Genomic DNA, 2710 nt, shown 5'->3' on the forward strand with positions numbered 1-2710 from the left:
GGGTGGCCTCGGGGTCGGCTCCCTTGGCGGCCTCGGTCTCGCTGTAGATGTCGGGCTCGAGGTAGATCACGCGGGCGATCGGGACGGCCTCGCGGATGCGGGACTCGGCGGCGTCGATGGCGGAGGCGATCTCGGTGGCCGTGTCGTCGTGCCGGACGGCGATCTTCGCGGCGACCAGCAGCTCCTCGGGACCGATGTGGAGGGTGCGCATGTGGATGATGCGGGTGACGGTGTCGCCGTCGACGACGGCGGCCTCGATCTTCCGGGTCGCCTCGGGGCCCGCGGCCTCACCGAGCAGCAGCGACTTCGTCTCGACGGCGAGGATCAGGGCGATCAGGATGAGCAGGACGCCGATGCAGAGGGTGCCGATGCCGTCCCAGACGCTGTCGCCGGTGGCCAGGGCCATGCCGACACCGCCGAGGGCGAGGATCAGGCCCACCAGTGCGCCGAGGTCCTCCAGGAGGACGACCGGCAGCTCGGGTGCCTTGGCGTGGCGGACGAACTCCTTCCAGGAGCGCCCGCCGCGCAGGGTGTTGGACTCCTTGATGGCGGTGCGGAAGGAGAAGGTCTCGGCGATGATCGCGAAGACGAGGACGCCGACCGGCCAGTACCAGTGCTCCAGCTCGTGCGGGTGCTTGATCTTCTCGTAGCCCTCGTAGAGGGCGAACATGCCGCCGACCGAGAAGAGCACGATGGAGACGAGGAAGGCGTAGATGTAGCGCTCGCGGCCGTAGCCGAAGGGGTGCTGCGGGGTCGCCTGGCGCTGGGCCCTCTTGCCGCCCACCAGCAGCAGCCCCTGGTTGCCGGAGTCGGCGAGCGAGTGCACGGACTCGGCGAGCATCGACGAGGAGCCGCTGAAGAGGAACGCCACGAACTTCGCTACCGCGATAGCGAGGTTGGCGGCGAGTGCCGCCACGATCGCCTTGGTGCCGCCTGACGCGCTCATGTGTTCGCGTTGTCCCTTCGTACGCCGTGTGGGGCCCGGGCAGGCGTGTGCGTACGCCGCCCGGGACTCTGTCCGTCCTTTGACGGTGGGCCATTGTTGCAGCCCGGCTCGGCGACGGCGTGTCAGGTCGCCGTCACGGGACGATCAGGCGACGACGGTGGCCCTGAACAGGGTTCCGGCACCGGACACTTCGACCTCTTCACCCGAAGGGACGAAAACGGATGCGCCCGGGGTCAGGTCGTGCTCGCCCGTCCGTACGGAGCCGGCGGTGCAGAGCAGGATCTGCGGGGTGGTCAGGGTGAGGTCGTGGGTGGCGCCGCCCGCGGGGAGGACGTAGCGGGAGAGGCGGAACTCGTCGATGGGGGTCTCGTAGACCTCCTCGCCGTCCGGGCCCGCCTCGGGGCGCAGCACGCCGGGGTCGCCGGCCTCGAAGCGGACGATGCGCAGGAGTTCGGGGACGTCGACGTGCTTGGGGGTGAGGCCGCAGCGCAGGACGTTGTCGGAGTTGGCCATGATCTCGACGCCGAGGCCGTCGAGGTAGGCGTGCGGGACGCCGGCGCCGAGGAAGAGGGCCTCGCCGGGCTGGAGGCGGACGTGGTTGAGGAGCATCGCGGCGAGGACGCCGGGGTCGCCCGGGTAGTGGTGGGCGATGTCGGCGTACGGGGCGTAGTCGCCGCCGAGGCGGTCGCAGGCAGCGGCGGTCTCCGTGACGGTGCGGGTCATCTCCTCGGGGTCTGCGGTGAGGATCGCGGTGAGGACCTCGCGCAGGGCCGCCTCTTCGGGTTGGGCGTGCAGCAGGTCGACGTACGGCTTGAGGGAGTCGACGCCGAGGCCGTCGAGGAGCGCGGCGGCGCGCCGCGGGTCGCGGAAACCGCACAGTCCGTCGAACTCGGTCAGGGCGCAGATCAGTTCGGGCTTGTGGTTGGCGTCCTTGTAGTTGCGGTGCGGGGCGGTCACGGGGACGCCGCGGCGCTCCTCGTCCGCGTGGCCCTCCTTCGCCTGCGTCAGGTCGGGGTGGACCTGGAGGGAGAGCGGGGCTCCGGCGGCGAGGAGTTTGAGCAGGAAGGGCAGGCGGGGGCCGAACCTGGCGACCGAGTCCGGGCCGAGTTCCCGCTCCGGGTCGGCGTCGATGACCTCGACGAGGGTGCCCCGACCGGTGCGCGAGGGTGCGCCGGGGTGGGCGCCCATCCACATCTCCGCCTGCGGCTCGCCGGTCGGTTCTGTGCCGAGCAGTCGCGGGAGGGCGGTGGTGGAACCCCAGGCGTAGGGGCGGACGGTGTTGTCGAGGCGGTCCATGAGGTTCTCTGCGTTCCTTCTGCCGGTTCTCGTGCGGGCGCGCGGTGTCGTGCGTGTCGTGCGTCCGCGCGGAGGGAGGGTCTCAGGGGGTCCCGGGCATGATCAGGCTCCTGAGGCGAGCGCCAGGTAAACGGCGGCGAAATCCGTGACGGCGATCAGTTCCGCGAGGGTCTCCAGTTCGCCGCCCGCCTCCGGTTCCAGTTCGCTGATCGGCGTGTCGTGGGTGAGCGCCAGGTCACGGGCGGCGGGGGCGGCGGTGAGGCCGCCGATGGGACGGTCGCGGAGCAGCACCACGCGCGCGTGCAGGGCGGGTGCTTCCTCCACGCGGTCGCGGAAGAAGTCGTCCGGGTCCGCGCCGGCGGCGAGCCGGCCGGCCAGCAGGGCACTGTGCGCGGCGAGCGCCTCGGGCAGTTCGGCGACGACGGCGGGGGTGCCGGACAGTTCGGCGAGCGCGGCGGCGAAGCGACG

Annotated in this window: 3 protein-coding genes; all 3 read right to left on the reverse strand. The window is 71.6% G+C overall.

The genetic code is table 11. From position 1 onward, the window contains the following. On the reverse strand, positions 1 to 946 hold a 946-nt coding region (locus B7767_RS25805; RefSeq protein WP_085574289.1), incomplete at its 3' end, for a cation diffusion facilitator family transporter. Between the two features lie 144 nt (positions 947 to 1090). Beyond that, entirely contained in the window at positions 1091 to 2242 is a 1152-nt protein-coding gene (gene manA / locus B7767_RS25810; protein ID WP_085574290.1) for a mannose-6-phosphate isomerase, class I, read from the reverse strand. Positions 2243 to 2344: 102 nt separating this feature from the next. Further along, a partial coding sequence (locus B7767_RS25815) for an SIS domain-containing protein (protein ID WP_306297992.1) occupies positions 2345 to 2710 on the reverse strand: 366 nt, incomplete at its 5' end.

It is taken from the genome of Streptomyces sp. 13-12-16 (assembly GCF_002114215.1).
Lineage (GTDB): Bacteria > Actinomycetota > Actinomycetes > Streptomycetales > Streptomycetaceae > Streptomyces.